The 26,158-nt window shown below is 63.1% G+C and carries 23 protein-coding genes; 14 read left to right on the top strand and 9 right to left on the bottom strand.

Annotated features, from left to right (window positions below):
* Window positions 1-82 precede the first annotated feature (82 nt).
* Together IHQ43_RS16110 and IHQ43_RS16115 are read right to left on the bottom strand one after the other, a co-directional pair.
* Window positions 83-253 (bottom strand): hypothetical protein, encoded by a 171-nt coding sequence (locus IHQ43_RS16110; RefSeq protein ID WP_192561267.1) that lies wholly within the window; start codon window positions 251-253, stop codon window positions 83-85.
* A gap of 109 nt (window positions 254-362) precedes the next feature.
* Complete coding sequence (locus IHQ43_RS16115) at window positions 363-605, bottom strand: HP1242/YdcH family protein (RefSeq protein ID WP_039768852.1); 243 nt, start codon at window positions 603-605, stop codon at window positions 363-365.
* A 205-nt stretch (window positions 606-810) separates the two neighbouring features.
* Here IHQ43_RS16115 and IHQ43_RS16120 point away from each other — a divergent pair, with 205 nt between their 5' ends.
* The 7 genes from IHQ43_RS16120 (at window position 811) to IHQ43_RS16150 (ending at window position 6,996) form a co-directional block, all read left to right on the top strand.
* Window positions 811-1,332: a DUF4142 domain-containing protein gene (locus tag IHQ43_RS16120; RefSeq protein ID WP_192561268.1), complete on the top strand. Its 522-nt coding sequence runs from the start codon at window positions 811-813 to the stop codon at window positions 1,330-1,332.
* Window positions 1,333-1,569: 237 nt separating this feature from the next.
* On the top strand, window positions 1,570-2,421 hold the full coding sequence (locus tag IHQ43_RS16125; RefSeq protein ID WP_192561269.1) for an STAS domain-containing protein: 852 nt from the start codon (window positions 1,570-1,572) through the stop codon (window positions 2,419-2,421).
* 3 nt (window positions 2,422-2,424) lie between these two features.
* Window positions 2,425-2,787 carry an STAS domain-containing protein gene (locus IHQ43_RS16130; RefSeq protein WP_007959463.1) on the top strand — a complete coding sequence of 121 codons (363 nt, stop codon included), beginning with the start codon at window positions 2,425-2,427 and terminating at the stop codon, window positions 2,785-2,787.
* On the top strand, window positions 2,784-3,188 hold the full coding sequence (locus IHQ43_RS16135; protein ID WP_192561270.1) for an anti-sigma regulatory factor: 405 nt from the start codon (window positions 2,784-2,786) through the stop codon (window positions 3,186-3,188). Before IHQ43_RS16130 ends, IHQ43_RS16135 begins: the two co-directional genes overlap by 4 nt.
* Window positions 3,185-4,195, top strand: coding sequence for an ATP-binding protein (locus tag IHQ43_RS16140; RefSeq protein ID WP_192565015.1), 1,011 nt, complete (start codon window positions 3,185-3,187; stop codon window positions 4,193-4,195). Before IHQ43_RS16135 ends, IHQ43_RS16140 begins: the two co-directional genes overlap by 4 nt.
* Window positions 4,188-5,063 carry a sensor histidine kinase gene (locus tag IHQ43_RS16145; protein WP_192561271.1) on the top strand — a complete coding sequence of 292 codons (876 nt, stop codon included), beginning with the start codon at window positions 4,188-4,190 and terminating at the stop codon, window positions 5,061-5,063. The genes IHQ43_RS16140 and IHQ43_RS16145 overlap by 8 nt, the downstream gene beginning before the upstream one ends.
* Entirely contained in the window at window positions 5,053-6,996 is a 1,944-nt protein-coding gene (locus IHQ43_RS16150) for a response regulator (protein ID WP_192561272.1), read from the top strand. Before IHQ43_RS16145 ends, IHQ43_RS16150 begins: the two co-directional genes overlap by 11 nt.
* A 120-nt stretch (window positions 6,997-7,116) precedes the next feature.
* Here the strand turns inward: IHQ43_RS16150 and IHQ43_RS16155 are convergent, their stop codons facing one another.
* The 3 genes from IHQ43_RS16155 to IHQ43_RS16165 all read right to left on the bottom strand — a co-directional run bounded on the left by IHQ43_RS16155 (window position 7,117) and on the right by IHQ43_RS16165 (window position 12,713).
* Entirely contained in the window at window positions 7,117-9,750 is a 2,634-nt protein-coding gene (locus IHQ43_RS16155) for an excinuclease ABC subunit UvrA (RefSeq protein WP_192561273.1), read from the bottom strand.
* Between the two features lie 29 nt (window positions 9,751-9,779).
* Window positions 9,780-11,891, bottom strand: a complete 2,112-nt coding sequence (locus IHQ43_RS16160; RefSeq protein ID WP_192561274.1) for a hybrid sensor histidine kinase/response regulator — start codon at window positions 11,889-11,891, stop codon at window positions 9,780-9,782.
* A 132-nt stretch (window positions 11,892-12,023) separates the two neighbouring features.
* Window positions 12,024-12,713: a GntR family transcriptional regulator gene (locus IHQ43_RS16165; protein WP_192561275.1), complete on the bottom strand. Its 690-nt coding sequence runs from the start codon at window positions 12,711-12,713 to the stop codon at window positions 12,024-12,026.
* A 140-nt stretch (window positions 12,714-12,853) separates the two neighbouring features.
* Here IHQ43_RS16165 and IHQ43_RS16170 point away from each other — a divergent pair, with 140 nt between their 5' ends.
* From IHQ43_RS16170 to IHQ43_RS16200, 7 genes are all read left to right on the top strand, one after another.
* Complete coding sequence (locus tag IHQ43_RS16170; protein WP_192561276.1) at window positions 12,854-13,939, top strand: ABC transporter ATP-binding protein; 1,086 nt, start codon at window positions 12,854-12,856, stop codon at window positions 13,937-13,939.
* Window position 13,940: 1 nt separating this feature from the next.
* Window positions 13,941-14,858, top strand: coding sequence for an ABC transporter permease (locus IHQ43_RS16175; protein WP_007959454.1), 918 nt, complete (start codon window positions 13,941-13,943; stop codon window positions 14,856-14,858).
* The gene (locus tag IHQ43_RS16180; protein WP_064597101.1) at window positions 14,855-15,643 is read left to right on the top strand and encodes an ABC transporter permease; all 789 of its coding nucleotides are present in this window, start codon (window positions 14,855-14,857) and stop codon (window positions 15,641-15,643) included. Before IHQ43_RS16175 ends, IHQ43_RS16180 begins: the two co-directional genes overlap by 4 nt.
* Window positions 15,644-15,661: 18 nt before the next feature.
* Window positions 15,662-16,714 (top strand): extracellular solute-binding protein, encoded by a 1,053-nt coding sequence (locus tag IHQ43_RS16185; RefSeq protein WP_192561277.1) that lies wholly within the window; start codon window positions 15,662-15,664, stop codon window positions 16,712-16,714.
* Between the two features lie 156 nt (window positions 16,715-16,870).
* Window positions 16,871-18,067 (top strand): amidohydrolase family protein, encoded by a 1,197-nt coding sequence (locus IHQ43_RS16190; protein ID WP_192561278.1) that lies wholly within the window; start codon window positions 16,871-16,873, stop codon window positions 18,065-18,067.
* Window positions 18,064-19,551 carry an amidohydrolase family protein gene (locus IHQ43_RS16195; protein WP_192561279.1) on the top strand — a complete coding sequence of 496 codons (1,488 nt, stop codon included), beginning with the start codon at window positions 18,064-18,066 and terminating at the stop codon, window positions 19,549-19,551. The genes IHQ43_RS16190 and IHQ43_RS16195 overlap by 4 nt, the downstream gene beginning before the upstream one ends.
* Window positions 19,552-19,562: 11 nt before the next feature.
* A complete protein-coding gene (locus tag IHQ43_RS16200) occupies window positions 19,563-20,222 on the top strand; it encodes a flavin reductase family protein (RefSeq protein WP_192561280.1) in 660 nt (219 codons plus the stop codon).
* Window positions 20,223-20,324: 102 nt separating this feature from the next.
* Here the strand turns inward: IHQ43_RS16200 and IHQ43_RS16205 are convergent, their stop codons facing one another.
* From IHQ43_RS16205 to lexA, 4 genes are read right to left on the bottom strand one after another with little or no spacing between them, the layout of a single operon-like run.
* Window positions 20,325-23,402 (bottom strand): error-prone DNA polymerase, encoded by a 3,078-nt coding sequence (locus IHQ43_RS16205; protein WP_192561281.1) that lies wholly within the window; start codon window positions 23,400-23,402, stop codon window positions 20,325-20,327.
* Complete coding sequence (locus IHQ43_RS16210) at window positions 23,399-24,814, bottom strand: Y-family DNA polymerase (RefSeq protein WP_192561282.1); 1,416 nt, start codon at window positions 24,812-24,814, stop codon at window positions 23,399-23,401. Before IHQ43_RS16210 ends, IHQ43_RS16205 begins: the two co-directional genes overlap by 4 nt.
* Window positions 24,815-24,821: 7 nt before the next feature.
* Window positions 24,822-25,439 carry a translesion DNA synthesis-associated protein ImuA gene (gene imuA / locus IHQ43_RS16215; protein ID WP_192561283.1) on the bottom strand — a complete coding sequence of 206 codons (618 nt, stop codon included), beginning with the start codon at window positions 25,437-25,439 and terminating at the stop codon, window positions 24,822-24,824.
* Window positions 25,439-26,056 (bottom strand): transcriptional repressor LexA, encoded by a 618-nt coding sequence (lexA, locus tag IHQ43_RS16220; RefSeq protein WP_192561284.1) that lies wholly within the window; start codon window positions 26,054-26,056, stop codon window positions 25,439-25,441. Before lexA ends, imuA begins: the two co-directional genes overlap by 1 nt.
* Window positions 26,057-26,158: the final 102 nt, after the last annotated feature.

Below are 26,158 nucleotides of genomic sequence, written 5' to 3' on the forward strand. Positions count from 1 at the left end.
CGTCGTTTGCAGGTTTCGCGACCAACACGGTCACTGTGGGAGCTGCGGTGCGACGACTCGACTTGCCAGCGATGGCGGACTATCAGTTACTGGATCGATCGAACTTGTCGGGATCTTCGTCCTCCGGCACTTCCTCGCTCTTGCGCTCCTCTTCAGGATTACGAACGGTGTGCGCCGGGCTGTTGGGCTCGGGATGCGTCGGAACCGGGTCAAATGCGCCCTGCTCTTCACTGGGGAATTTTGGCTTGTTCATAAGGCACCTCGCAGAGAGTCGCTATTTGAAGACTCTGAACATTCGAGGTGCCGGTCGGGGCTGTCGTTCCAGTCATTTCACCACCGGAGGCCGGTGGCGCGACTGACGGTCAGGATCGGGCCTGCAATTGCTCGACGATCTTGTCTTTGACCTGCAAGCGTTTCTCTTTGAGTTTCTTCAGTGTGTCGTCGCTGGGTGCATCCGAAGTCGCCGTCTCGGCCTTGACGACTTCGGCGTCCGCCTGGGAATACTTGTTGATCAGTGCATCCAGATGTGGATCCGCGGTGCGTCGTTGCTGGATCTCTTCCTTCGTAAGTTTCAAGTCCTGTAACAAATCATGGGTCACCGGCATGGAACACCTCCGTCAGTTGATCGGCAGCCAACACGACCGATTGCGCTGGCCAGTTATCAGAATGGCCTCGGTTGACCGGTTCTGTCGACCACCTGTCAGACCAGCGGTGCCCGTTCGTCGCCCTGTCGCAAACCCGATAAAACCTTCGCCCGCGCTCGTCCCTCCATTGAATAACGCTCACAAAAACCTGCGTGGAGAAGCAACAATGGACGGATTCAAACTGCGTCATCTTTTCCTGGCCGTTGCATTGAGCACCGGCATGGGCTCGGCCTTCGCCGCCACTGACAATGACTTCGTCGACAACGCCGCTGCCGGCGGCATCGCCGAGATCGAAACCAGTCGCCTTGCCCTGGAAAAAAGCCAGTCGGCCGACATCAAGGCCTTCGCCAACATGATGATCACCGACCACGGCAAGGCCAACGATGAACTGGCCACGATCGCCAAGGCCAACGACATCGAAGTACCGGACACCACCACGCTGGTCAAACAGGCCAAAGAGAAAATCCTCGACATGCGCGATGAGTCCTTCGACGCCGCCTACGCCAACAATCAGGTCAAGGCCCACGAAGAAGCCATCCAGCTGTTCGAGAAACAGGCCAACACCGTGACCGACGATCAGGTCAAGGGCGCCACCGAGCTCAAGGGTTTCGCCCAGAAAATGCTCCCGGGGCTGCAAAAACACCTGGCCGCCGCCAAGGAATTGCAGGCCAAGCACCCGAGCAAATAAACGCAACACATCTCAAGAGGCCGCCTCCATTGGACGCGGCCTCTTTTTTGGCACGCCGTTTTTCGCAAAAGATCAGCGTCGCCAGCCATGGCGACTAGAGTTAACGGTGCGTTTCTTGCGGCAGATCAAAAATATCCTCGCAATATCGAACAACTATTTCGAACGCCAAGGGTCATTCACTTCGCGCCGGTCATTTTCCAAAGAACCGGCCCCAATTCGCAATGGAGCACGACGCACATGGCAGCACTGCAGAACAGCACACTCGATGCGATCAAAAACAAACAGGCACAACTGCTGGGCGAATGGATCAACGGACTGCAGGCCAGCGGCGCTACCCGCAACCTCAAAGAACACGACATACAGCAACAGACCACCGAGTTCCTGCAACTGGTGGTCAGCGGACTGGAAAACGACAACGGCACCAACATCGCCGCGCCGGGCTGGGAAAGCATCCGCCAGTTCCTCGAAAAACTCTCCCACAGCCGGGCCCTGCTCGGGCAGGACTCACAGCAGACCGCCAGCTTCATTTTCTCGCTCAAGGGCCCGTTGTTCACCCTGCTGCAAAACCATTACCAGGATCAACCGGCCCTGCTCGCCGAACAGCTCTGGGAAATTTCCGAACTGCTCGACGCCTTCGGCCTGCACACCATCCGCACGTTCCAGAAATCCCGTGAAGCCGTGATCAAGCGCCAGCAGGAAGAACTGCTGGAACTGTCGACCCCGGTGGTCAAGCTGTGGGATGGCGTCCTCGCCCTGCCGATGATCGGCACCCTCGACTCACAGCGTACTCAGGTGGTGATGGAATCGCTGCTGCAACGCATCGTCGACACAGGTTCGGAAATCGCCATCATCGACATCACCGGCGTGCCGACCGTCGACACCCTCGTGGCCCAGCACCTGCTGAAAACCGTGACCGCGATCCGCCTGATGGGCGCCGATTGCATCATCAGCGGTGTGCGACCGCAGATCGCCCAGACCATCGTCCACCTGGGCCTCGACCTGCAAGGCGTGGTAACCAAGGCCAATCTGGCCGATGCCTTGAAACTGGCGCTGACTCGCCTGGGCATCACCCTCGCGAAGACGGTTTAAACGATGGAACGCATCCCGATTCTTCAGATGGGCGACTTCCTGCTGGTGACCATCCAGGTCGACATGCATGACCAGCTCGCCCTCACCCTGCAGGACGACCTGTCCGAGCGCATCAGCAAAACCTCTGCCCGTGGGGTGTTGATCGACATCTCGGCGCTGGACATGGTCGATTCGTTCATCGGCCGGATGATCGGCACCATTTCCGGTCTGTCAAAAATCATGGACGCCGAAACCATGCTCGTCGGCATGCAGCCGGCGGTGGCGATCACGCTGGTCGAGCTCGGCCTGAACCTGCCGGGCGTCAGCACCGCGCTGAACGTCGAGCGCGGCATGAAACTGTTGCAGGAACGAGTACGCCAGCAATGACCGTGCGCAGCAGCGGTACACAACCGATCAACATCGAGCAGGACGTGGTGCTCGCCCGGCAACTGGCGCGCAAACTGGCCACCGAATGCGGCATGCGCCTGATCGACCTGACCAAACTGGTGACCGCCGTCAGCGAGCTGGCGCGCAACACCATGGTCTATGGCGGTGGCGGCGACATGGACTGGCAGATCCTCGACGACAACCACAAGGTCGGCCTGCGCCTGACCTTTCGCGATGAAGGCCCCGGCATTCCCGACCTCAAACTGGCGATGACCGATGGCTGGACCTCCGGCAGCGGTCTGGGCCTGGGCCTGACCGGGGCCAAGCGACTGGTGGACGAGTTCGAACTGGACACCGAGCCCGGCAAAGGCACTCGCATAACGATCACCCGATGGACATGAATATCAGCGGGAGCCTGACCCAGGTGTTGGTGATCGAGGACAGCAGCCAGATCGGCCATGCCCGGCGCACGGCGCAGCGGCTGGCCGAACAGCACGGTTTCGATGAACGCGATGCCGGACGTGTCGCACTGGTGGCCACGGAACTGGCGAGCAACGTGCTCAAACATGCGACGCACGGCGAAATGCATCTACGGGTGCTGAAGCGGGCCGAGGGTTTCGGTATTGAAATACTGGCGGTCGACCGGGCCGGCGGCTTCGATCTCGACGCGTGCATGGCCGACGGCTTTTCCACGGGTGGCACGCAGGGGATCGGCCTCGGTGCGGTGTCGCGTCAGACTGAAGTCTTTGATGTGTACGCCGACGCTCGGGGCGCGGTGTTGCTGGCGCGGCTGTATCCACGCAGCGACCGGCAGCCGGATCAGCGTTTCGGCATCAGCCAGCACTCATTGCACAACGACCCCGCGTGCGGTGATGTCTGGCATCTGGCGTTCAACGGGCCGGACATCAGCGCCCTGATCGTTGACGGTCTGGGCCATGGCGAAGACGCCGAGCGCGCCGGACGGGCCGGTGAGAAAGCCTTCGCCCTGGCCCCATTCGCCGCCCCGGTGTTGCTGATGGAAGACCTGCACCGGGAAATGATCGGCACCCGGGGCGGCGCGGTGGCGTTTGCGCAGTTCCATGGCGAGCGCGACAGCCTGACCTATTCCGGTGTCGGCAACATCGGCGCCAGTCTTGTCACGGCCGACAAATCCCGCGGACTGGCCTCGCACCCCGGAATCGTCGGCGGCCAATACCGAAAAGCCCAGCCCTTTGACTATGCTCACGTGAACGGACATCTATTGATCATGTATAGCGACGGCTTGCAGTCCCGCTGGAACCTTCAGGATTACCCCGGTCTGGTGCATCGCCATCCCGCCGTGATTGCCACCGTTCTGCACCGCGATTTCTGTCGCGCGCGCGACGATGTAACCGTGCTGGTCGTTGCCCTGGAGTCTGCCCATGACTGAGTCCCCGACCTTGAACAACGCCGAGCAGGCCGCACTGATCGCCCAGTTGCAGAGCGAAACCGCGGCGCTGCGCGAAGAGCTCGACGAAACCAATCAGGGCGTGCTCGCCCTGTACGCCGAACTCGACACCCAGGCCGAACAGCTGCGCCAGGCGTCCGATCTGAAAAGCCGCTTCCTGTCGTACATGAGCCACGAGTTCCGCACCCCGTTGGGTTCGATCCTGAGCATCAACAGCCTGCTGGCCGACGAACTCGACGGCCCGCTCAGTCCCGAGCAACACAAGCAGGTCGCGTTCGTCAGCAGCGCCGCCCGTGAGCTCAGCGACATGGTCGACGACCTGCTCGATCTGGCGAAGATCGAGGCCGGACGCATCAGCATTTCCCCGGCGTGGTTCGACATGTTCGATCTGTTCGCCGCACTGCGGGGGATGTTCCGGCCAATTGTCGACGCCACGGCTGTGGACCTGATTTTCGAAGAGCCGGTGGGCCTGCCGCGTCTCTTCACCGACGACAAGAAGCTGGCGCAGATCCTGCGCAACTTCATTTCCAACTCGCTGAAATTCACCACCCGTGGCGAAGTCCGGGTCTCGGCGCGCCTTGAAGGTCAGGACAAAGTGCGTTTCGCCGTCAGCGACACCGGTATCGGCATCGCCCCTGAATTGCACGGCACCCTGTTCGAGGACTTTTCACAGGTCGACTCGCCGCTGCAAAAACGCCTGCGCGGCACCGGGCTCGGCCTGTCGCTGTGCAAGCGTTTCGCCGAACTGCTCGGCGGTGAGGTCGGTGTCGAGAGTACACCGGGCGTGGGCTCGAGCTTTTTCGTGATTATTCCGTTGGCGATTGCCCAGGAGAACGTCGATGAAACATGACATCCGTCTGTTGATCGTCGATGACAACGTCGCCACTCGCTATGCCTTGCGCCGGCGGCTGGAGCGCCATGGTTACGAAGTGCTGGAGGCCGGCACGGGCGGCGAAGGTCTGGCACTGATCGCCAGCGAAGCGCTCGATGCGCTGATACTCGACGTCAATCTGCCGGACATGAGCGGTTTCGACATCGTGCGCAAACTGCGTGCCGAGCCGGGTACCGCCTTGCTGCCGGTGATCCACGTGTCGGCGGCGTCGATCCAGACGGGCGACATCATCACCGGCCTCGATGCCGGGGCCGATGCCTACCTGATTCACCCGGTCGATCCCGATGTGCTGCTGGCGACGTTGCGCACCCTGCTGCGGGTGCGCGACACGGAGAACGCGTTGCGCGAAAGCGAGGCGCGTTTCCGCGAGATTTTCGTCAACGTCTCCGCGCCGATTGCGGTGCTCGACGCCGACCTGAAAGTCCACGAGTGCAACCACGCCTTCTCCCAACTGATCCAGGACAACCGCGACCCGCAGACCCTCAGCGAATGCTTCGCCGAGGATCAGAGCGCGATCCTCGACGAACTGCGCCTGCGACTGGAGGACGGCGAGCGCTGGAAAGGCACGCTGAATATGCGCGTGCAGGGCGAGATCCGCGAGACCGAGTGGCAGATTTCACCCTATCGCACCCCGAGGCTGAGCCTGGTGTTCGTCGAAGACGTTACCGAACACCGTCATCGTGAGCGCTCGCACCTGGCGCGGCTGGACGACACCACCACGCAACTGGCCAAGGAAGTCGCCGACCGGGTCCGCGCCGAATCGCAACTGCTGCAAGTACAGAAAATGGATGCGCTGGGCAAACTCACCGGCGGCATCGCCCATGACTTCAACAACCTGCTGACCGGGATCATCACCAGCCTCGAACTGATCCAGAAACGCGTTGCCGATGCCCGCACGGACAAAGTCAAGTTCTACGCCGAAGCCGCCCTGAACTCGGCGATGAGCGCGGCCTCACTGACCCATCGCCTGCTGGCCTTTGCCCGACAGCAACCGCTCGACACCCGCCCGGTGGACATCAACGATCACGTGCGTTCGCTCGAAGAGTTGCTGATGCGCACCATCGGCGAACGTATCGCCCTCAAGCTTGAGCTGACCACTAAACCGGCGATTGCGCTGGTCGACCCGATCCAGCTGGAAAGCGCGGTGCTCAACCTGGTGATCAATGCCCGGGACGCGTTGCCTCAGGGCGGCAATATCTGGGTCAGCACCTATGCGGCGTACTCTCACGGCGATCCAAATCTTACCGATGGATCCTATGTGGCGTTGTCGGTGCGCGATGACGGCACCGGCATCGAGCACAACGTGATCGACAAGGTGTTCGACCCGTTCTTCACCACCAAACCGCTGGGCCAGGGCACCGGTCTGGGACTGTCGACTATCTACGGTTTCGCTCGTCAGTCCGGTGGCGATGCGCACATCCGCAGCGTGGCCCGACGCGGCACCGAAGTGACGATCATGCTGCCGGCCACCAACGATCCGACCGCTGTCGATCTGATGCCGCCAGTGGTCGATCCACAGGGATCCGGCGAGCATGTGCTGATTGTCGAGGACATGCCGTCGGTGCGGCTGTTCGTCACTGAAGTGCTGGAGGACGCGGGCTACCGCTGCACCCAGGCCGGCGATATCGAAACGGCGCTGGAGCGCTTGCAGAACGACCCGTCGATCAACCTGCTGTTGACCGACGTCGGCCTGCCAAGCATGAGCGGCCGCGAACTGGCCGACGTTGCACGGGGCTGGCGCGAAGCCTTGCCGATCCTGTTCATGACCGGTTACGCGGAAACAGCGATCAACCGCCAGGTGTTTCTCGGTGCGGGCATGGACATGCTGGTCAAGCCATTCCAGATCAGCGAATTGCTGGACAAGGTACGTCGCACCCTCGACGGTGCCTGACACACCGCCATCGCGGGCAAGCCCGCTCCCACCGTTTTTTGTGCCGTACACAAATTCGTGAACACATCAGACTCTGTGGGAGCGGGCTTGCCCGCGATGAGGCCGGCCCAAACGACGCACTCAGCGGCTGAGGGCCCGGGCTAGAAACGGCGCAGTCCGGCTCTTCTTGCTCGCCGCCACCTTCTGCGGCGTACCGGCCACGACGATCCTGCCGCCCTGATCCCCCGCGCCCGGACCCATGTCGATCACCCAGTCGCTCTGCGCCACCACGCGCATTTCATGCTCGACCACGATCACCGTGTGCCCGGCCGTCACCAGCGTATCCAGTTGCGCCAGCAAGCGGTCGACGTCGCGCGGGTGAAGGCCGGTGGTCGGTTCATCCAGCACATACAACGTCGCGCCGCGCTGATTGCGTTGCAGTTCGGTGGCCAGTTTGATCCGCTGGGCTTCGCCGCCGGACAATTCGGTTGCCGGTTGCCCGAGACGCAGGTAACCGAGACCGATGTCGCGCAGCACCTCCAGCGAACGGCGGATCCCCGGTTGCTCGGCAAACACCGCCACCGCTTCGTCCACCGTCAGTTGCAGCACCTGCGCGATGCTCAAGCCCTGCCAGAGGATGGCCAGGGTCTCGGGGTTGTAACGCGCGCCATGGCAGGTCGGGCACGGCGCATAAACGCTGGGCATGAACAGCAACTCGACACTGACAAATCCCTCGCCCTCGCAAGTCGGGCAGCGACCCTTGGCGACGTTGAAGGAAAACTGCCCGGCGTCGTAACCCGCCGTTTTCGCCTCGGAGGTTGCGGCGAACAATTTGCGCACGTTATCGAACAGCCCTGTGTAAGTCGCCAGATTCGAACGCGGGGTGCGGCCGATGGGTTTCTGATCGACCTGCACCAGACGCTTGATCGATTCCAGCCCGGCACTGACCTGGCCGGTGCTGGCGAGCGGAGTGTCATCCTCCAGATTGAGTTCTTCCGGCTCGGCATCACTGACGCTGCGCCCGAGCTGCGCGCCGACCAGTTCCAGGAGTGCCTGACTGACAAGGCTCGATTTGCCCGAACCGGAAACCCCGGTGACCGAGGTGAAACAGCCCAGGGGAAATTCGGCGCTGAGGTTATCGAGATTGTTGCGGGTGACGCCGTCGAGCTTCAGCCAGCCCGACGGTTTACGTGCGGCGCGGGTCGGCCGTTGCTGTTCGGCGAACAAATAGGCACGGGTCTGCGAGTGCTCGATCGCCGCCAGCCCCGGCGGCGGGCCGCTGTAGAGAATCTGCCCGCCCTTTTCGCCTGCTGCCGGGCCGACGTCGATCAGCCAGTCGGCCCGGCGCATGGTGTCCAGATCGTGTTCGACCACAAACACGCTGTTGCCGTCAGCCTTGAGGCGCTGCAAGGCCTCGAACAGTGCCTCGCCGTCAGCCGGGTGCAGGCCGGCAGAGGGTTCGTCGAGCACGTAGATCACGCCGAACAATTGCGAGCCCAGTTGGGTAGCCAGCCGCAGGCGTTGCAACTCGCCGGACGACAGGGTCGGCGTACTGCGCTCCAGTGCCAGATAACCGAGGCCGAGATCGGTCAGGGTGCTGACCCGGTCCAGCAAGTCCTCGGCAATGCGCTGCGCGGCCAGGCGTTTTTCCAGCGACAGGTTCGGCGTATGGCGAACGTCCGGCGCGTTGGCGTGGCCGCTGGCGCCGTGGGCCACGCGCTGCTGTCGGGCTTCGCGGGTCTGGCGGTGGGTCAGGGTTTCACCGGTTTCATCGGGGTGTTCCAGCCAGCTCGCGTCCGCCACCGGTTTCAAGACCTCGGCGACTTGCAGCAGCGGCATCCGCGACAATTCGCCGATGTCATGCCCGGCAAACGTCACCGACAGCGCCTCGCGCTTGAGCCGCTTGCCATCGCACAGCGGGCACAGGCTGCCGATCATGAATTGCGACACGCGCTTCTTCATCAGCGCACTTTGCGAATGGGTGAAGGTGTGCAGGATATAGCGTCGGGCGCCAGTGAACGTGCCTTGATAACTCGGCTCCATGTTGCGCTTGAGGGCGACGCGGGTTTCTTCCGGCGTCAGCCCGGCGTACACCGGAACGGTCGGCGTTTCTTCGGTGAAGAGGATCCAGTCACGCTGTTTTTTCGGCAGCTTGCGCCACGGGATATCGACGTCGATGCCCATGGTCACCAGAATGTCGCGCAGGTTCTGCCCCTGCCAGGCCAGCGGCCAGGACGCCACGGCGCGCTGGCGGATGGTCAGGTCCGGATCGGGCACCATCAACGCTTCGGTAACCTCGTAAACCCGGCCCAGTCCATGGCATTGCGGGCAGGCGCCTTGCGGCGTGTTCGGTGAAAAATCCTCGGCATACAGCATCGGTTGACCCGGCGGGTAACTGCCGGCGCGCGAGTACAGCATGCGGATCAGACTCGACAGCGTCGTCACGCTGCCCACCGATGAGCGCGTGCTCGGCGTGCCGCGCTGTTGCTGCAGGGCCACGGCCGGCGGCAAGCCTTCGATGGAATCGACATCCGGTACGCCAACCTGATCGATCAGCCGCCGCGCATAGGGCGCCACCGATTCGAAGTAGCGCCGCTGGGCTTCGGCATACAGCGTTGAAAACGCCAGCGACGACTTTCCCGAACCCGACACGCCGGTGAACACCACCAGCGCATCACGGGGGATATCGACATCAACGTTCTTCAGGTTGTGTTCGCGGGCGCCACGCACACGAACCATGCCAGCGGCGGAATTTGAGCTGCGCTTGGAGGTCATTGGCCAGCCTTGGTCAGGGGATTCGAAGCTCAGGCACTGAGCACGGAGCGGATCATCTGCAGCAATGCTTCGGGGCCGTAAGGCTTGCCGAGCAAATGAGTGTCGGGGCTGAGCTGGTGGTTGCGCGAGATGATGTCGCGGGTGTGGCCGGAGGTGAACAGCACCGCCACCGGCGGTATTTGCACCTTGGCCCACGCCGCCAGATCGGAGCTCTTGATCAGGCCGGGCATGACCACGTCAGTGAAGATCAGGTCAACCCGGGCGCCTTCCATCAACATCTGCATGGCCGCGTCGCCATTGCCGGCGATCAGCACGCGGTAGCCTTCTTCGCGCAACAGCTCGACCGCCGAAGTGCGCACCGCTTCGTTGTCCTCGACCACCAGGATCGTCTCGTGGCCGCCCGTGAGGGGTTTCTCCACGCTGGGCGCCGCCTGCCCCACCGCTCGCAGGCTGCGCGGGAAGTACAACTGCACCCGAGTGCCCTCACCCACCTGGCTGTCGATCTCGACATGCCCGCCGCTCTGTTTGACGAAGCCGAACACCATGCTCAAACCGAGGCCGGTGCCCTGGCCGTCGGCCTTGGTGGTGAAGAACGGTTCGAACACCTGCTCGAGCATGTGCGGGGCAATGCCGACGCCACTGTCACTGACCGAGACCCGGACAAAGTCCCCCGGCACGATGCCCTTGCCCGAACAGAACGCCCGATCCAGTGAGAGGTTGGAAGCGCCGAGCACAATGGTGCCCTCGCCCTTCATGGCATCCCGCGCATTGATCGCCAGATTGAGAATGGCGTTTTCCAGTTGATTACGGTCGACGTTGATGTGCCACGGTTCCTGCGGCAATTGCACGTCGATCTGAATGGTTTCGCCCAGCGCCCGTTGCAGCAACTCACCGACGCCTTCGAAGATCTGCCGGGGATTGCACACGGCCGGCGACAGCGGCTGGCGACGGGCAAACGCGAGCAGTTGCGAGGACAGCTTGGCGCCACGCTCCACCGCCGCCAGCGAGGCGTTGACCCGACGCTGGACGTTGGCGTTGTTGGGCTCGTGCCGTGCCAGCAGGTGCAGGTTGCCAGCGATCACTTGTAGCAGGTTGTTGAAGTCATGGGCCACACCACCCGTGAGGCCGCCGATGGCTTCGAGTTTCTGCGACTGGCGCAATTGCTCTTCGGCACTGAGGCGCGCCTCGACCTCATCGGCGACACGCTGTTCGAGGTTGCGGGTGAACTTGAGCAAGGACTCTTCGGCCGCCTTGCGCTCGTGAATGTCGATCAGCACGCCGGGGAAACGGAACGGCTGGCCCTGCTCGTCGAACTCGCAGCCACCGCTGGCCAGCACCCACAGGAAGCTGCCATCGGCGCGGATCACGCGGTATTCGGCGTTGTACGGCTCGCCGGTACGGACCGAGTTCTCGACACATTCCTGCACCCAGCTGCGGTCATCGGGATGAATGTGCGCCTCGGCAATGTGCTGCGGCAGGTTGGTCAGGTCCTGATCCGGCGGAAAGGAAAACGTGCGGGCGAATCGCTCGTCGGCGGACAGCACGTTGTTTCTTACATCCCACACGAAAGACCCGAGCAACGCCCCGGCATTCAGCGCCAGGCGCACCCGCTCGTTGTCGGCGCGGTAGGCGTCTTCGGCGGCCTGACGCAGGCGTTCGGACAGCACCAGTTCGGTGGTTTCCACCACCATCGCCATCACGCCCGCGGGCACCCCGGCATCGTTGGCCACCGGGCTGTAATACAAATCGAGCCAGACGTCCTCGGGCACGCCATCGCGCAACAGCACCAGCACCTTGTTGCGATATTCCAGAGTGCCACCCGCCAGACAGGTGTCCACCACATGCCGGTTGAACTCGGCGACCTCCGGCCAGCCCAGCTCCACCGGTGAGCCGAGCAGGTACGGATGCCGCCCGCCAGCGAACCGTGAATAGGCGTCGTTGTAGATCATGTAACCGGAGTGCCCCCAGAGCATGACCATCGGCAACGGCGAGGCCAGCATCAGTTGGACCGTGCTGCACAGGCTGGCCGGCCAGGTTTCGAGGGGGCCCAGATCCGTACCGCTCCAGTCGAACGCACGGATTCGCCCGGCCATCTCGCCTTGCCAGCCATCACACCCATGGCTATCGGTTAAAAACTGCATCGGCTGCTTCAACGCCTTGTGGTGAGTCCAGTTCAATCGCTGCGCGATCAAGCACCGCGCCCGTCTGTTTCGAGCGCATCAGGCAGCGATGGTTTCATTAGAGGTATAGCCGATTTCAGTGGCCGCCAACGCTCAGACTTCGATCAGGTGTTTGAGCGGATGGTAGCCGGTCTTGAGCTTCGCAGCGACGTCGAGAATCGCCTTCTGGATGCCGTCCAGGTGTATGCAGGTCAGCTCGATTGCCGCGCTCTGATTGCCGGCCTCGATGTACTCGATCAGGCGCAGGTGCTCATCGTCGCGGCAGGCTTCGTGGCTGTCGTCGTCCAGCGCGGCGGCGTACAGCGAGGCGCGGGAAATCAGCTTCTGGAACCAGTCGAGCAACACCGGGTTGTTCAGGCTGCGGGCCAGCTTGATGTGGAACTCGCCGAGCAAATGGATCAGCCGTTCATGATCACCGGCCGCGTGGGCTTCGTCTTCCAGCAGCAGGTGATCGCGCAGGTCCTGCATCGCGGCGGAGTCCTTGCGCCGGCACAGTTCGGTGACGATACCGATCTCGATCAGGCGCCGGGTTTCGAACAACGAACGGATCTCTTCATCGCTGGGCAGCGACACCGACGCACCTTTATTGGGCTCGGTGGTAACCAGACCATCGGCCTCCAGTTGTTTGAGCGCAGCACGAACCGACGTGCGGCTGACATTGAACAATTCCGCCAGCGACGCCTCGCCCAGTTTCATGCCCGGACGCAGCGAACGCTTGCTGATCGCCTCGTAAACCCCTTGGTAGACGCGGTCGACCGTGGTTTCCGTTTTCTTCTCGGTCATTCAAAAGCTCCTTCAATGCTGGCAACGCTGCCTGACGAAAGACTCAGTCAGGGAAATGGGGGGTTGCGCCAGCAGATTAATCCGGGTATTTCTAAATTGCATTCAGATATTGCATACAATAATTAGAGGATTGCACCATTATGGGTCAACCAATAGCCATTGAAGTGCGTAACGTATCCAAGCGGTATTCTGATGATCCTGGCCTGGCACCAGCCCTCGACAACGTGTCGGTGCACATCGCCGACAACGAATTCTTCACCCTCCTCGGCCCCTCGGGCTGCGGCAAGACCACCCTGCTGCGCACCATCGCCGGTTTTGAACACGTCAGCGACGGCGAGATCCGTCTGGCGGGCGAAACGGTCAATCACCTGCCGCCGTTCAAGCGTCGGGTCAACACAGTGTTCCAGAGTTACGCGCTGTTTCCGCACATGAGTGTCGCGCAGAATATCGCCTTCGGCCTCGAGATGCAGGGTCTTGATCGCAAGACGATTCCCGGACGGGTCGATGAAATGCTCGCGCTGGTGCAGATGGAGCATCTGGCCGGGCGCAAACCGGCGGAATTATCCGGTGGCCAGCAACAGCGTGTCGCTCTGGCCCGGGCCCTGGCGCCGAAGCCGAAAGTGCTGTTGCTCGACGAACCGCTGTCGGCGCTGGACCTGAAGCTGCGCAAGGAAATGCAGGTCGAACTCAAGCGTGTGCAGCAGGAAGCCGGGATCACTTTCATCTTCGTCACCCACGATCAGGAAGAAGCCCTGACCCTGTCCGACCGGATTGCGGTGATGTCCGCCGGCAAGGTCCTGCAGATCGGCACCCCGACCGACATCTATGAACGTCCGCAGCACCGGTTCGTCGCCCAGTTCATCGGCGACATCAACTTCCTCCCCGGCCAGCTCAAGCGCGGCGAGCACAACGAAAACATCTTCGTGCCCAACGGCATGCCGGTGGAAATCCCCTGCCCGCCACAGGGCGTCCAGGGCAGCAGCGTGCAGCTGGCGTTTCGTCCCGAGCGTTCGCAACTGGTCGCGGCGGACCAGCCGCATCATCTGCGCGGGGTGATCGAAGCGGTGCTGTACGTCGGCACCGCGACCCTGTACCAGTGCCGCTTGAACAACGACATCAAAGTCATGCTGCGCGAGAACAACGAAGGCCTGAATCGTGGTCGTGCGGTCGGCGAACGCGTGGCGGTGCACCTGCCGCCCCAGGCCTGCCTGTTGATGGAGGCCTGAGATGAGCGTCAGCAGCACTTCCCCCTCCCTCAACCGCGCGCTGCTGCTCAGCCCGGTGGTGTTGACCCTGCTCGCCCTGATCGCCATTCCGCTGGGGATCATGGGCTACATCAGCCTGCTGCCGCGCAACACCTACGGCGGCGTCGACTGGCAGGCGCAATGGCAACTGCAGAGTTATGTGCAGCTGTTTTTCCAGGAAGGTTTCGACGGTGAACTGGAACTGAACTGGGTTTACGCCCAGGCGTTGTTGCGCTCGGTGTTCCAGGCCGGTGGCACCACGGTGTTGTGCTTCCTGTTCGGGTTTCCGGTGGCGCTGTGGATGTCGAGCCTGACTCCACGCCGACGCAATCTGATGGTATTGCTCATCACCATTCCGTTCTGGACCAACCTGCTGATCCGCAACTACGCGTGGCTGATCATCCTGCGCGAACAGGGCTGGGTCGCCCAGAGCCTCAACGCACTGTTCCCGAGCGCCGGCGGCATCACCCTGCTCTACAACGACTTCGCGGTCAGTGTGGGCCTGGTCTACAGCTTCCTGCCGTTCATGATTCTGCCGATCTACTCGACCCTGGAAAAACTCGACTGGCGTCTGGTGGAAGCCGCCTATGACCTGGGCGCCAACCGCTGGCATGCGCTGCGGCGGATCATCCTGCCGCTGTCGATGCCCGGCGTGATTGCCGGTGCGTTGCTGGTGTTCGTGCCGAGCCTCGGCGCCTTCATCACCCCGGCGATTCTCGGCGGCGGCAAGACCCTGATGATCGGCAACCTGATCCAGCAGCAATTCGGCACCGCGCGCAACTGGCCGCTGGGCAGTTCGCTGTCGTTCCTGTTGCTGGGGATTCTGCTGTTGTCGCTGGTGCTCTACGCCCTCTACAGCCGCAGCGCGGCGAAAACCCTGAACCGGGGAGCGAAAGCATGATCTCTCTGCACCTGAAAAAACTCCCGGCGACCCGGGAAATCAGCCTGCTGATCCTCGCCTACCTGTACGTGCCGATCCTGGTGTTGATCGCCTACAGCTTCAACGCCAACCGCTCGGCGACGGTGTGGACGGAGTTTTCGTTCGCCTGGTACGGGCGAATCCTGGCCAACCCGTCGATTCAGACCGCCGCGCTGAATTCGATCATCGTCGCGACCATCGCCACGGTCTGCGCTACGGCGATTGCGCTGCTCGCCGCGCTGGCGACCTACCGGCCGTTCTACGGGCAGAAAATGGTCGAAGGCGGGATCAACCTGCCGCTGATCCTGCCGGAGATCGTCACCGCCGTGGCTACCCTGCTGCTGTTCATGGCGCTGGGGATCAAGCTTGGGCTGATGACGGTGATCGTCGCGCACATCGGCTTCTGCATTCCGTTTGCCTACCTGCCGATCCGCGCACGGCTCAACGATCTGGACAAAAGTCTGCTGGAGGCGGCCAACGATTTGTACGCCAACCCGTGGCAGGTGTTCCGCCGCGTGACCTTGCCGCTGCTGTGGCCGGCGGTGTTGTCCGGTTCGGTGCTGGCGTTCGTGGTCAGCCTCGACGACTTCATCATGACCTTCTTCGTCGCAGGGCCCGGTTCGACCACGTTGCCGGTGTACATCTTCTCGGCGATCAAGGCCGGCGTAACGCCCGAGATCAACGCGATCTCGACCCTGATGCTGGTGATTTCCATCGTGCTCGTGGTGCTGGCCTTCTGGCTCGGCCAACGCGGCAAACAACAATAAACCTGGAGCGCTCTGTTCATGAAAACCAAAAGCATGCGTTTGGCTATTTCCGGTCTGGCCCTGAGTTGTTTCACCGCGTTCAGCGCCCACGCCGCCGAGCCCAAGGTATTGTTCTTCTACAACTGGACCGATTACTACCCGGTGGAGCTGCTGGCCAAGTTCGAAAAGGAGACCGGAATCAAGGTCACCATGGACGGCTACGACAGCAACGAAACCCTGCTCGCCAAGTTGCAGGCCGGCGGCGCGGCGTATGACGTGATCGTGCCGTCGCAGTCGATCATGCAGACGCTGATCAAGCAGGACCTGCTGTTGGAAATCGATGCCCCGACCCTGAATAACTTCCAGTACGTCAAAGGCCCCTTCCGCGACCCGAGCTTCGACCCGGGCCGCAAGTTCTCGGCGCCGTACCTGTGGGGCACCACCGGGTTTTCCTATGACAGCGCCCGGGTGCCGGGCGGCAAGCTCGACGATTCGTGGAAAGAGTTCTTCGAACCGCGCAAGGAGCTGCAAGGCCAGCTCGCCGCCCTCGACACCTCCAGCAGCGTGATCAACGCCGCCAGCCATTACCTGAACGTCGACGAATGCACGGAAAACCCGCAGGACGCCAAGCGCATCCTCGAGCTGCTGCAAAAGCAGAAACCGTTTTTGAAGATGTACAGCTCCGACAACACCGTCGACCGCATGGCCTCGGGCGAAGTGATCATGATGCAGAACTGGAACGGCTCTACAGCGCGAGCCACCTTGCAGAAGAGCACGATCAAATACGTGTACCCGAAAGAAGGCCTGGCGATGTTCCAGGACAACTTCGCCGTACCGAAAAGCGCGCCGCATCCGGGCAACGCAAAGATCTTCATCGACTGGATGATGAAACCGGAAAACGCCGCTGCCGTGTCCAACGCGATCGCCTATGCCAACGGCATTCAGAGCGATCAGTTGCTGGATGCGAAATGGAAGGTCATGGACGCGATCAACATGCCCGAGGAATACGCCTCGCGCCTGCGTCCGGAGAAGGAATGCAGCAACAAGGCGCGGGAGCTGCAGGATCGGATTTGGTCGAAGCTTAAGGGCTGATCGCCTGACTTGAGACCGCGTCGCGGCCATCGCTGGCAAGCCAGCTCCCACAGGATTTCAGAGTGTTTCTGGATTTTGTGTACTACCCGCATCCCTGTGGGAGCTGGCTTGCCAGCGATGAGGCCCGCTCAGACAACATAGAAACAGAGGTATGAAATGTCCCACCCCCGCTGGCTCAGAAACATCCGCCCCTACGGCGCCCCCGCCGAAGACCTGCTGATCGAAAACGGCAAGTTCACCCAACGCCGCCCGGCCTCCAGCACCCCACTGGCCGCCACCGACATCGACGGCCAGAACCAGTTGCTCACCGCCCCGCTGGTGGAAAGTCACGTCCACCTCGACAAGACCCTGTACGGCCAGCCCTGGCGCCCGAACAGCGCCGGCCCGACACTCAAGGATTACATCAGCAACGAGCGCCGCGTCCTGCGTGAGGTCAAGGCGCCCATCGCCGAACGCGCCGGCGCCCTGCTGGAAAACTGCATCGCCCGGGGTTCGCTGACGATGCGTTGCCACGTCGACATCGACCCGGAATTCGGCCTGCGTCACGTCGAGGCCATGCAACAACTGCGCGAAACCTACAACGACCTGATCGACCTGCAATTGGTGGTGTTCCCGCAAACCGGCCTGATCAGCCGCCCCGGCACTGCCGAGCTGATGCGTGAAGCCATGGCCCTGGGCGTGGAAAACGTCGGCGGACTCGACCCATGCGGCATCGACAACGACCCGATCGCGCAGCTGGATTTCGTGTTCAAACTGGCCAGCGAATGCCAGCGTGGCGTCGACATTCACCTGCACGACAAAGGAGAACTGGGCCTGTGGCAGATCGCCCGGATCGCCGACTACACCGAGCGTTTCAGCCTGCAAAACCGGGTAATGATCAGCCACGCCTATTGCCTCGGCATGTTGCCTTGGAGTCAGGTCAAACCGGTCGCCGAACGCCTCGCCACGCTGGGTATTTCGCTGATGAGCTCGGCGCCGGCCGACTGCGCCGTTCCGCCGTTTCTGGCGCTGCGTGAGACCGGCGTCAACGTGTGCCTCGGTTCCGACGGCATCCGTGACGCGTGGTCGCCGATGGGCAACGGCGACATGCTGGAACGGGCGATGCTGCTGGCGTTCCGTTTCGACCTGGGCAAGGACGATGAACTGGCCGCGGCGTTCGAAGCGGCAACAGTCAACGGAGCGCGCGCATTGGGGATCGAGGATTACGGCTTCGCCATCGGCAAGCCTGCGGACTTTCTGCTGATGCCGGTCGAAACCCTCGGTGAAGCGGTGGTCGCGCGGCCGGTGCGTCAGGTCTATCGCGGCGGCGAACTGATCGCCAGCGGCGGTCGTTTGCTGGGCAGCCGTCTGTGAGACGGATCGGCCTGAAGGCCGGTTGCGTGGTCGGTTTCGACGGCACGCAGCATGTGCTGTGGCGTGACGGTGAAGTGGTGTTTGCCGGCTCGCGGATCGAGTTTGTCGGGCGCGGTTATCAAGGGCCGGTGGATCAGTGGATCGATTACGGCAATGCGCTGATCGGCCCCGGTTTCATCGACCTGGATGCCCTCGGCGATCTCGATTCCACCGTACTGACTCTGGACAACGGCGATGAACGCGCCATGGGCCGCATGTGGTCGGCGGAGTATCTGGAGGCCGGCCCGCGTGAGTCGTTCAGCCCTGAAGAAGAAGTCTTCAAATACCGCTACGCCTTCACCCAGTTGATCCGCAACGGCATCACCACAGCGATGCCGATCACCTCGATGTATTACCGCGAATGGGCGGAAACCTACGACGAGTTCTCGGCGGTCGCCGACGTGGCGGGTGAACTGGGTCTGCGCACCTATCTCGGCCCCTGCTACATGAGCGGCATGAGTTACTGGCGCGCCGACGGCAACCTCGGCCATCACTGGGATGAGGCTCATGGTCTGGCCGGGCTGGACGCGGCCGAACGGTTTTTCAAGGATTTCGATGGTGCGCACGCCGGGTTGATTCGCGGTGCGTTGCTGCCGGATCGCATCCAGACCTGCACCCCGAAGCTGCTGCAACGCACCTCAGCATTGAGCCGCGAGCTGAATGCGCCGATGCGTCTGCACTGCTGTCAGGCGTTGGGTGAAGTGGCGATGGTCGAACAGTTGCGCGGCACCTCGCCGCTGGGCTGGTTGCAGCAACTCGGCCTGCTCACCCCACGCAGCCTGTTGCCCCACGGTATCTACACCTCTGGCGATGACGATCTGCAACGGGTCATCGACGGCGGCGCGAGTCTGGTGCACTGCCCGCTGGTGTTCGCCCGTGACGGCGAGGCACTGAATTCGTTTGGCCGTTATCGCGCCAAAGGCATCAACTTCGCCCTTGGCACCGACACCTGGCCGGCAGATCTTCTGGAAAACATGCGCCACGGTCTGAACATCGCCCGCTTGATGGAGGGCGGGCCCACGCTGACCAGCAGCCTCGATCTGTACAACGCCGCCACCCTCGGCGGTGCCAAGGCGTTGGGCCGTGACGACCTCGGTCGCCTGGCCCCCGGCGCCAAGGCCGATATCACCGTGTTCAACCTGCGCGGCCTGCACCTGGGCCCGCTGTTCGATCCACTGAAAAACCTGCTGCTGGCCGGACGCGGCGACGACTGCATCGCCAGTTACATCGACGGTCGTTGCGTGATGCACGACGGTCAGGTCAACGGCGTCGACTACCCCTCCCTGCAACGTCAGGCCCAACGCCAATACGAAAAACTGATGCGCAGCCATAGCGACCGGGCCTTTGGTCGGCCTGACTGGAAGACCCTGTTCCAGCCAGCCATTCCCTTTGCCGACGACTACAGCGCCGAGGCGCCACTAAGCGCCATCGATCCACTTTCCTAGAGATTTCTGCCATGCACAGCTTCGATTTCAGCCAACTGAGCCCACGGGAAAAGTACAAGATTCTGATCGGCAGCGTGGTGCCACGCCCGATTGCACTGGTCACCACCATCGACGCTGAGGGCCGGGTCAACGCCGCGCCGTTCAGCTTCTTCAATGCGCTGTCGGCGGACCCGCCCATTCTCGCGCTCGGCGTGGAGAACTACGGCGACCAGAGCCCGAAGGACACCACGCGCAATATCCAGATGAATCAGGAATTCACCGTCAACATCGTCAGCGACGCCTTGGTGGAAGCCATGAACGTTTGCGCCGTGCCGTTTGCACCGGGCTTTGACGAACTGACCGCTGCCGGCCTGACAGCCATCCCCGGCACCTCGGTCAAATGCCCGCGAATCGGCGAAGCACCGGTGGCACTGGAGTGTCGGCGGATGATGGCGCTGAACATCGGCCAGTCCCGGGAGATCATTTTTGGCGAGGTGTTGATGGCGCATGTGCGCGACGAGTTGATCGACCCGAAAACCCTGTACATCGATCAATTGGGGCTGGATGCGATCGGGCGCATGGGCGGCCATGGTTATGCGCGGACCCGGGATTACTTCGATCTGCCGACCCGCTCGTTGCAGGCGTGGACGGAAGCACCGGGGGGTGGCGAGCGGTTGTGGCCACAGCGCTGAAGGTTTGATCGTTCCCACGCTCCGCGTGGGAATGCATACCGTGACGCTCTGCGTCCATGGCGGCATTCCCACGCAGAGCCCGGGAACGATCAGTTCGGGTTGTCAGTGGAAGTCGCGGCTCTGTACGCGGATACCGTTGAGCAGCGGAGTCAGATCGCTCAGACGTCCGGCGATCAGATGCCGCACTTCGCCTTCACGCTCCCAGCGGCCATCGACCTTGAGCAGTTGCGAACCCACCAGCACCTGACGCTGACGCTCGGCCAGATCGCGCCAGACCACCACGTTGACGTTGCCGAACTCGTCCTCCAGGGTCACGAAGGTCACGCCACTGGCGGTGCCCGGCCGCTGGCGCCCGGTCACCAGCCCCGCCACGCTGACCGGCCGGCCATGCTCGACGTCCAGCAACTCCCGGGAACTGCGACAGCGCCGCGCCCGCAACTCGTCGCGCAACAACGTCAGCGGATGCGGCCCCAGCGTGGTGCCGAGGGTGGCGTAGTCGGTGAACAGGTCTTCACTGACGCTCGGCGTCGGCAGCAGCACATCGGGCTCTTCCTGACTCGGCAATCCGGCAAACAACCCGAGCTGTTTCTGCACCCCGGCCACTTCCCAGCGCGCCCGATGGCGATGACCGGCCAGGCCGCGCAGCGCCCCCGAATCCGCCAGCAATGCCTGGGCGCGACTGTCGAGCCCGGCGCGTTCGCCCAGATCGGCGACATCGGCAAACGCCCCCCTCGCCCTAGCGCTTTCAATGCACCGGGCATCTTCCTCGCGAAAGCCCTTGATCATCCGCAGGCCCATGCGGATTGCCGGTTGCTCGCCGGTGATTGGCTCCAGGCTGCAATCCCAGTCACTGGCGCGCACGTCCACCGGGCGGATCTGCAAATGGTGCCGGCGTGCATCCTGAAGAATCTGATCCGGGCTGTAGAAACCCATCGGCCAGCTGTTGATCAGCGCACAGGCGAACGCTGCCGGTTCGTGGCACTTGAGCCAGCAACTGGCATAGGTCAGCAAGGCAAAACTGGCGGCGTGGGACTCGGGGAAACCGTAACTGCCGAAGCCCTTGATCTGTTCGAAAATCTGCGCGGCGAACTCCGGGCTGTAGCCGTTTTTCTTCATGCCGGCGGCCAGCCGCTCCTTGTGTGGCTCCAGTCCGCCGTGGCGTTTCCACGCGGCCATGGAGCGACGCAACTGATCGGCCTCGCCGGGGCTGTAATCGGCGGCGACAATGGCGATCTGCATCACCTGCTCCTGAAACAGCGGCACGCCGAGGGTGCGCTTGAGCACCACTTCCAGCTCCGGGGACGGATAGGTTTCCTCTTCTTCCTTGTTCCGGCGGCGCAGGTACGGATGGACCATCCCGCCCTGGATCGGCCCCGGCCGGACGATGGCCACTTCGATCACCAGATCGTAGAAGGTTTGCGGGCGCAGGCGCGGCAGCATCGACATCTGCGCCCGGGACTCGATCTGGAATACGCCGATGGTGTCGGCGCGGCTGATCATGTCGTAGGTCGGGCGATCTTCAGGCGGGATCGTGGCCAGACTCAGGTCCTGATGGCGATGACGGCGCAGCAGGTCGAAACAGCGGCGGATCGCGCTGAGCATGCCGAGAGCGAGAATATCCACCTTGAGCAATCCAACGGCGTCGAGGTCGTCCTTGTCCCACTGGATGATCGTGCGGTCGGCCATGGCGGCGTTCTCCACCGGCACCAGCGTGTCCAGCGGTTGCTCGGATATCACGAAACCGCCGGGGTGCTGCGACAGGTGCCGGGGGAAGCCGATCAGTTGCCCGGTCAGGCTCAGCACCCGGTGCAGCAGCGGGCTGTCCGGGTCGAAACCGTCTTCACGCAGGCGCTCCACGGGCGGCGTGTCATCGCTCCAGTGACCGCAGCAGTCGGCCAGCGCATTGATCTGGTCTGGCGGCAAGCCCAGCGCCTTGGCCACATCGCGGATAGCGCCGGCCGCGTGGTAGGTGCTGACCACCGCCGTCAGCGCCGCACGACGGCGGCCATAACGACGAAACACGTATTGCAGGACTTCTTCCCGGCGTTCGTGTTCGAAATCCACGTCGATGTCCGGCGGCTCGTTGCGCTCCCTCGACATGAAACGCTCGAACAGCAGCGTGGTGCGGTCCGGGTCGATTTCGGTGATGCCCAGGGCAAAACACACCGCCGAATTGGCTGCCGAGCCACGGCCCTGGCAGAGAATTTTCTGCTCACGGGCGAAGCGCACTACGTCGTGCACGGTGAGGAAGTAGCTTTCGTAGCCGAGTTCGGCGATCAGCTCCAGCTCATCGTCGATCTGCTTGAGCACCTTGGGTTGTGCGCCTTTCGGCCAGCGCCAGGCGATGCCGTGTTCGGTCAGGTGGCGCAGCCAGGAACTGGCGCTGTGTTCCTCGGGCACCAGCTCTTTGGGGTATTGATAACGCAACTCGCCCAGATCGAAGGTGCAGCGGCGGGCCAACGTCACGGACTCGTCCAGCAAGGTCTGCGGATACAACTCGCGCAACACATCGAGGCTGCGCAAATGCCGCTCGCCGTTGGGGTGCAAGCGCAACCCGGCTTCGGCCACCGGGACGTGATGACGGATCGCGGTCATGGTGTCCTGCAAGGCCCGCCGGCCACGGGCGTGCATGTGCACATCACCGCTGGCCACCGCAGGAATCTGCAGCTCATCCGCCAGACGCAGCAGTGCGGCCAGCCGCTGCTGATCGTTCTGCCCGCGATGCAGCTGCACCGCCAGCCACAGCCGTTCGCCGAAGGTCTGTTTCAGCCAGCGGCCCCCTTCCACGTCATCGACCGCCTCCGGCACCCACAGCACCAGCAACCCCGGCAGCGGCTCGCTGAAATCTTCGCGCAGTATTTGATACTGACCTTTCTGCGTGCGCCGTCGAGCCTGGGTGATCAAGCCGCACAACGCCTGATAACCCTCGATGTTCTCGACCAGCAACACCAGTTTCGGGCCGTTCTCGATGCGGATCTCGCTGCCGATGATCAGCGGCAGCTCCACGGACCTCGCTGCCTGCCAGGCACGGACGATCCCGGCCAAGGTGCATTCATCGGTGATCGCCAGCGCCTGATAGCCGTGCTTTTTCGCGCGCTGGAACAGCTCCAGCGCACTTGACGCACCGCGCTGGAAACTGAAGTTCGACAGGCAGTGCAGCTCGGCATAACCCTCGCTCATGCAAACCAGCCTTGCAGCCACAACGGACCGCCCTCACCCACTGCCCGGTACGCCCAGCCTTGCTGGCCGGCGCGGTTCTGGATCAGGTAATAGTCGCGGCGCACATCGTCGCCGTCCCACCAGCCGGACTCGATGCGTTCCGGCCCCATGAGGATGCGCGCCGAACCCTCGGGCACGGACTGCGGCTCGCCCAACAACCAGCCCGGACGCTGCACGCCCGGCAACGCAGGGCAGCGCTGTTTGTCGTCGGCGTTCTGCCATGCGCACTCCGGGCGATGATCGGCCTGAAAGCGCAGGCCCTGCACCGCATCATCGCCCAGCCGTGCGCGCAGGCGTTCGCGCAATTGCTCCCAGGGCAAGGTCTGCTGCGGGCGGTCGTCGAACAGTTCCTGAAACTGCGGCACGAAACTCGGCAAGTCCTCGGCGCGCAGACGAAAACCGCGCACAGGGGCTTCGACCTGCACCTGCTCCAGCCGGCCACGGGCCAGTTCAAAGAGCATCGCCGGATCGCGCTCGGCACTGAGCAGGCCGACCTTGATCAGCGTGTCCGGCAGCCCCGCATGTTCCAGATGCAGATCGAAGCGCTGCACGCCGCTGTCGCGCCCGCACAAAAACGCCGCCAGATCGGACGTCAGGCGGCGCAAGGGGAACAGCAGCGCCTGATGGGACTGCACGTCGAAATTGAGTTCGATCCGCACGTCGAAACGATCCGGCGGCAGGTAGAACGCCAGCGCCAGCGGCCGGGCGCCGAACAGCGTGTCCAGATGCTTGAGCATCGGCGCTTCGAAACGCCGGGCCAGAGCCTGACGCGGCAGGCTCTGCACCTGATGGAGGTTGCGCAGCCCCATGCGCGACAGCGCTGTGGCCACGCTTGGTTCAAGGCCGATGCGGTCGACCGGTAATTGCCCGAGGTGATGGCGCAGGGCCTCACCGTCGGGGACCACCAAACCGTCATAGGCGTTGGCCAACACCCGCGCCGCCACCGGGTTGGGTGCGGCGACGATGCGGTGACGAAAGCCCAGCTCGGTCAGCTCCGTGCGCAACCGCGCCTCGAACTGCGCCCAGGAACCAAACAGCCCGAGGCTCGATTCGATCTCGAACACTAAAGTGCGCGGGTAATGCACGCTGACCTGGGCGCTGAAGCGATAGGCCCAGGCCGCGAGAAACTGCTGCCAGTGCTCGACCTCGGCCGAATCGTAATCGACGGTGGCAAACCCTTTGCTCATGGCCTGCGCGGCGGTCATCGACTGCCCCGGCCGCAAACCCAATGCCCGCGCCGCCGGGTTGACCGCTTGCAGCACCCGGCGCTGGGCCGGGCCGCTGAGCAGCGCCAGCGGTTGCGCGGGATCGGGGCGCTGACGCAGCACGGCGTCGAGGGCCAATTGCGGGAACAGAATGCAAACCCAGCGCATGGCGACCTCAATGCCCCACAGCGAAGTCAATCGGTGCGCTGCGCGCCAGTCCGCCCCGGCACTTGAGCACGCGCAATTGCGCGGGTCGTGCATCGATGGCAATCCGCAGTGCGGCCGGCGACGGGTTGACCGCTTCGCTCAAGGGTCGCCACGCGAACGCCAGAGTCTGGCCGGTTTCCGCCGCCACCTGCAAACGGCGCAAGGCACGGTCATCGGCCTTGTGCGGCCAGCACAGCACCGCGCCGCAACTGCCCGAGCGCAGGCATTGTTCCGCCGCCCACAAGGCCTCGCGCTCGCTGGCCTGGATCACCGACAACTGGCGCAGATCGACCCCGGCATTGGCCCAGGCCTGCGGGTACGGCACGAACGGCGGCGCCACCAGCACGATGCGCTCGCCCGCCGCCGACAGCCGCGCCAACGTCGGCCATACCAGTTGCAGTTCGCCGACACCGGGCCCGGCCAGCAGGATTTCGCTCAACGCCGCTTCCGGCCAGCCGCCACTGGGCAAAGCGGCATCCAGCGCCGCGTGCCCGGTGGGTTGCGGGCTGGCGGCCGGTGGCGCAGGCCGGCCCTTCCAGACCTGGCCGCCATTGAACAGCGTATCCAGCGCGACGACGGCACCCATCAGCCTTGCCTCACCAGACCGCAGAACACCCCTTCGATGGCCAGGTCCTGATCGGCCCGCACGACAATCGGCTGGTACGCCGGGTTGCGCGGCAACAGGCGAACCTCTTCGCCGACCCGCTCGAAGCGTTTGATGGTGACCTCACCGTCGAGCCGCGCCACCACGATCTGGCCGTTGAGCGCCTCGGGGTTGCGGCGTACGCCGACCAGATCGCCGTCGAGAATCCCGTCTTCGATCATCGAATCGCCCTGCACCCGCAACATGTAGTCGGGCGTACGGGAGAACAGCGCGGGGTCGAGCATCAGCCGATTGTGGATGTCGGCATCGGCGCCGATGGGCGCACCGGCGGCCACCCGGCCAAGCACCGGGACTTCGAGCAGTTCCGGCCGCGCCGGTTGCCCGAGCAAACGAATGCCCCGGGCCTGATGCGGATTGACCTCGATAAACCCGGCTTCGGTCAGCGCCAGCACATGCTTGCGCGCCACGCTGCGGGAGGCAAAACCAAAAGCCTCGCTGATTTCAGCGAGGCTTGGGGGCTGACCATGTTCGGCGATGCGTTCGCGGATGAAGGTCAGGATGGCGGTACGGCGGGGAGTCAGAGTCGTCATGGAGTACATTTGTACTCTTGTGGGATTTTCCTGACAAGCACCGCCAGTCAGTTGGGTCCGACTTCATCGCGCAGTGTTCAGCATCGATACTGAAAGCCTGGTCTGCGCCAG

The organism is Pseudomonas gozinkensis (assembly GCF_014863585.1).
Taxonomy (GTDB): Bacteria; Pseudomonadota; Gammaproteobacteria; order Pseudomonadales; family Pseudomonadaceae; genus Aquipseudomonas; species Aquipseudomonas gozinkensis.

Excerpts from the sequence above, each read along its gene's own strand:
- IHQ43_RS16110 (WP_192561267.1), bottom strand. The coding sequence starts at position 253 with ATGAACAAGCCAAAATTCCCCAGTGAAGAGCAGGGCGCATTTGACCCG.
- IHQ43_RS16115 (WP_039768852.1), bottom strand. The coding sequence starts at position 605 with ATGCCGGTGACCCATGATTTGTTACAGGACTTGAAACTTACGAAGGAA.
- IHQ43_RS16120 (WP_192561268.1), top strand. The coding sequence starts at position 811 with ATGGACGGATTCAAACTGCGTCATCTTTTCCTGGCCGTTGCATTGAGC.
- IHQ43_RS16125 (WP_192561269.1), top strand. The coding sequence starts at position 1,570 with ATGGCAGCACTGCAGAACAGCACACTCGATGCGATCAAAAACAAACAG.
- IHQ43_RS16130 (WP_007959463.1), top strand. The coding sequence starts at position 2,425 with ATGGAACGCATCCCGATTCTTCAGATGGGCGACTTCCTGCTGGTGACC.
- IHQ43_RS16135 (WP_192561270.1), top strand. The coding sequence starts at position 2,784 with ATGACCGTGCGCAGCAGCGGTACACAACCGATCAACATCGAGCAGGAC.
- IHQ43_RS16140 (WP_192565015.1), top strand. The coding sequence starts at position 3,185 with ATGAATATCAGCGGGAGCCTGACCCAGGTGTTGGTGATCGAGGACAGC.
- IHQ43_RS16145 (WP_192561271.1), top strand. The coding sequence starts at position 4,188 with ATGACTGAGTCCCCGACCTTGAACAACGCCGAGCAGGCCGCACTGATC.
- IHQ43_RS16150 (WP_192561272.1), top strand. The coding sequence starts at position 5,053 with ATGAAACATGACATCCGTCTGTTGATCGTCGATGACAACGTCGCCACT.
- IHQ43_RS16155 (WP_192561273.1), bottom strand. The coding sequence starts at position 9,750 with ATGACCTCCAAGCGCAGCTCAAATTCCGCCGCTGGCATGGTTCGTGTG.
- IHQ43_RS16160 (WP_192561274.1), bottom strand. The coding sequence starts at position 11,891 with ATGCAGTTTTTAACCGATAGCCATGGGTGTGATGGCTGGCAAGGCGAG.
- IHQ43_RS16165 (WP_192561275.1), bottom strand. The coding sequence starts at position 12,713 with ATGACCGAGAAGAAAACGGAAACCACGGTCGACCGCGTCTACCAAGGG.
- IHQ43_RS16170 (WP_192561276.1), top strand. The coding sequence starts at position 12,854 with ATGGGTCAACCAATAGCCATTGAAGTGCGTAACGTATCCAAGCGGTAT.
- IHQ43_RS16175 (WP_007959454.1), top strand. The coding sequence starts at position 13,941 with ATGAGCGTCAGCAGCACTTCCCCCTCCCTCAACCGCGCGCTGCTGCTC.
- IHQ43_RS16180 (WP_064597101.1), top strand. The coding sequence starts at position 14,855 with ATGATCTCTCTGCACCTGAAAAAACTCCCGGCGACCCGGGAAATCAGC.
- IHQ43_RS16185 (WP_192561277.1), top strand. The coding sequence starts at position 15,662 with ATGAAAACCAAAAGCATGCGTTTGGCTATTTCCGGTCTGGCCCTGAGT.
- IHQ43_RS16190 (WP_192561278.1), top strand. The coding sequence starts at position 16,871 with ATGTCCCACCCCCGCTGGCTCAGAAACATCCGCCCCTACGGCGCCCCC.
- IHQ43_RS16200 (WP_192561280.1), top strand. The coding sequence starts at position 19,563 with ATGCACAGCTTCGATTTCAGCCAACTGAGCCCACGGGAAAAGTACAAG.
- IHQ43_RS16205 (WP_192561281.1), bottom strand. The coding sequence starts at position 23,402 with ATGAGCGAGGGTTATGCCGAGCTGCACTGCCTGTCGAACTTCAGTTTC.
- IHQ43_RS16210 (WP_192561282.1), bottom strand. The coding sequence starts at position 24,814 with ATGCGCTGGGTTTGCATTCTGTTCCCGCAATTGGCCCTCGACGCCGTG.
- imuA (WP_192561283.1), bottom strand. The coding sequence starts at position 25,439 with ATGGGTGCCGTCGTCGCGCTGGATACGCTGTTCAATGGCGGCCAGGTC.
- lexA (WP_192561284.1), bottom strand. The coding sequence starts at position 26,056 with ATGTACTCCATGACGACTCTGACTCCCCGCCGTACCGCCATCCTGACC.